We start from the raw sequence: 2,645 nt of genomic DNA on the forward strand, positions 1-2,645 counted from the left end.
AGCCTGTTATTACTGAGTACTTCTCATTTTGGTGCCCTCACTGCTTCCAGTTCGAACCAATTGTTGCGCAAATTAAAGAAAAGAAAAGCGACGGCACGAAATTCAATAAGGTGCATGTAAACTTTATGCGTTTTACTGGACCTGAAGTTCAAGACGATGCAACTAAAGCCATGCTAATTGCGCGCGCTATGAAGCAAGAAGACGCGATGAACGGCGCTATTTTTAACTATATCCACAAGCAACGTGCATCTATCACTGGCTTGAAAGACCTTCGCAATATCTTCGTTGTGAACGGTGTAGACGGTGAAGAGTTTGACAAAATGGCCAAAAGCTTCGGCGTAAATAGCATGGTGCGCAAGAATCAACAGCAAATTGACGAGTATCGTGAGCACCTAACTGGTGTGCCAAGCTTTATTATCAACGGTAAATATCAGCCTACTTTCACTGCTGACATGACCTTCGACGACATCGCTGACCTAATCGTTTGGCTATCTGAGCAAAAATAATTTGGTTAATAACCAATACACTCATTAGACCTTGAATAATTAAATGGGCGCTCAGGCGCCCATTTTTACGCCTTGGAGCATCCCAATGTATGCAGTAAGTGACTTTGCTGACTTTATCTGTGAACTTGACCAGCTAAAAGCTGTTAAGCGCCAGATCACCCTTCCCTGTGATAACTATCGACAGGAAAACTCCGCAGAGCACAGCTGGCATGTTGCATTAATGGCAAATATGCTAAGCGAATATGCGGCTAAACCTATAGATGTGACCCGCGTTATTCGCATGATCCTTATTCACGATATTGTGGAAATTGATGCTGGCGACATGTTTGCTTTCAATCATCAAACAGATCACGACGCACAAGCCGAGAAAGAAGTAGCTGCCGCTAAGCGCATTTTTGGTTTATTGCCGAGTCCACTTAGTAGTGAAATGCTCGATTTATGGCTTGAGTTTGAAGCAGCGGAAACCGCCGATGCAGAATTTGCAAAATCAATGGACCGCGTACTTCCCGTATTTCAAAATATGAAAGACAACGGAGGAAGCTGGAAGCGTCACGGTATTGCAAGGGAGAAAATTGAGAAGCGTAATGCTCACCTTAAATCTTGCGCACCGGCTTTATGGGACTACGTTATGCATCAGCTTGATGTGGCCGTTGAAAAAGGCTGGCTAAGTCAGTAGCGACTCAGCCAGACCTGTAGTATTAATTACAACATAACGTTGTAATAGTGTATTGCAATTAGAAGCGTGTACCAATCCACATCCAGAAGCGATTGGTATCCACCTTTATATCTCCCGCATCGTAAGTACCGTACTTAATGCCAAAATTGTACTTACCTGCAAACTTCTTCGTATACTGTACATTAATTTCGCTGCCTAAGTCGTCAGCACCGTTACTGCTGTCGTCAGCGCTGAAATCGTGGTAAGCCAAAAGCCATTTACCACCGGCTAGCCCACCTGATAGAGATAACTTAAGATCTTTTAAGCCCTGTGCTGGCGTGCCCAAGAACTGATCAGTCCAACCGTTGAATTTGTGCAGCGTAGCTAGCGGCGTTGCAAACCCGTACAACCCATCGTCAGAACCTAGTATTTCGTAATCGACCTTAGCCGTCACGCCAGAAAACGTGGCTGCGACATACGCATTTAAATAAGAGGCGTCAAAGTCGCTGGCCGTTTCGCCCGCGCCAGCTTCGCTTGATTGCGTGGCAAACTCACCACCGTAAGCCCAACTCACGCTCTCACCTTTCATCTTTCCATCGTAGCTCACGCCATACGTGTCCAACGCGTTATCCGTGTCGTTGTCCACCTCTAAAAGGTAAGCGTAGGCCACAAACTTGCCAATTTTAGATGTATAAGTAGCATGAAGAATATGATCTTTAGAATCTAAATCTGCCGCCTCAGCAAAAATGCGGTTGCGTTTGTAAAGATAGCTATAGAATAGTTCTAGATTGTCTGTTGCCGCATATTTAGCGCTTACGGCATCAAAGGTCTGGCGGTCTTGTCGCCAGCCAACGTGGCCAACAAATCGATGGTCATCCAACGTAATTACTTGTCGCCCTACTCTGGCGGTAAAGTTATCTGCCTTATACTGAATAAAAGCTTGATCAACTTCGGTAGTTTCAGGATCGGCAATGACCGAATACTCACCTACGTTAAAGCCAGTAGGCCCCACAGTGAACTCATCTTGCCCAAGTACAATACGACTGTCTTCAACTTCAGCGGTAAATGAGAAACCATTAACGCTACCCGAACTAAACCCTAGACGCGTACGCAAAGTCAGTGCACTTGCGTCTTCTAACGCATTGTCTTGATCAACAGCTTCGTAGCGTAAATTCAGATCCGCCCATGCCTTTGAATCGCTTAATGCGCTGTGAATGTCAGCGGCCATTACGCTTCCACCCAATACTGTCAAAACAGATGCTGTTAGCATCTTAATGCCAAAGTTTTTTAACGTGTTCATGTGTATTCCCTATCGGTATCGATTTTTATTAGTCAACACTTACCCAGCCAGCAGTAGAATGCTGGTTAAAAGTGATGGTTTTGGTTAGTTGGCGGAAAAGGCTTCCGCCCTAGTCAGGTGCCGATAAAGCTAGGCGGCATCTGACTTCTTAGCGTCTTTTTTTTCAGATGACACCCCGCTGGGT

3 protein-coding genes are annotated in these 2,645 nt (G+C 45.3%); 2 read left to right on the top strand and 1 reads right to left on the bottom strand.

The window, feature by feature from the left end; genetic code table 11:
- Positions 1-506 (top strand): thiol:disulfide interchange protein DsbA/DsbL (locus QVA83_RS12565; protein ID WP_287498511.1); only part of this gene is annotated, 506 nt, incomplete at its 5' end.
- 85 nt (positions 507-591) lie between these two features.
- A complete protein-coding gene (locus tag QVA83_RS12570) occupies positions 592-1,182 on the top strand; it encodes an HD domain-containing protein (RefSeq protein ID WP_287498512.1) in 591 nt (196 codons plus the stop codon).
- 58 nt (positions 1,183-1,240) lie between these two features.
- On the opposite strand, the gene QVA83_RS12575 is transcribed toward QVA83_RS12570, so the two are convergent.
- Positions 1,241-2,461 (bottom strand): alginate export family protein, encoded by a 1,221-nt coding sequence (locus QVA83_RS12575; RefSeq protein ID WP_156077886.1) that lies wholly within the window; start codon positions 2,459-2,461, stop codon positions 1,241-1,243.
- Between the last annotated feature and the right edge of the window lie 184 nt (positions 2,462-2,645).

It is taken from the genome of Alteromonas sp. AO-Serp (genome assembly GCF_017849675.1).
Classification (GTDB): Bacteria; Pseudomonadota; Gammaproteobacteria; order Enterobacterales; family Alteromonadaceae; genus Alteromonas; species Alteromonas macleodii.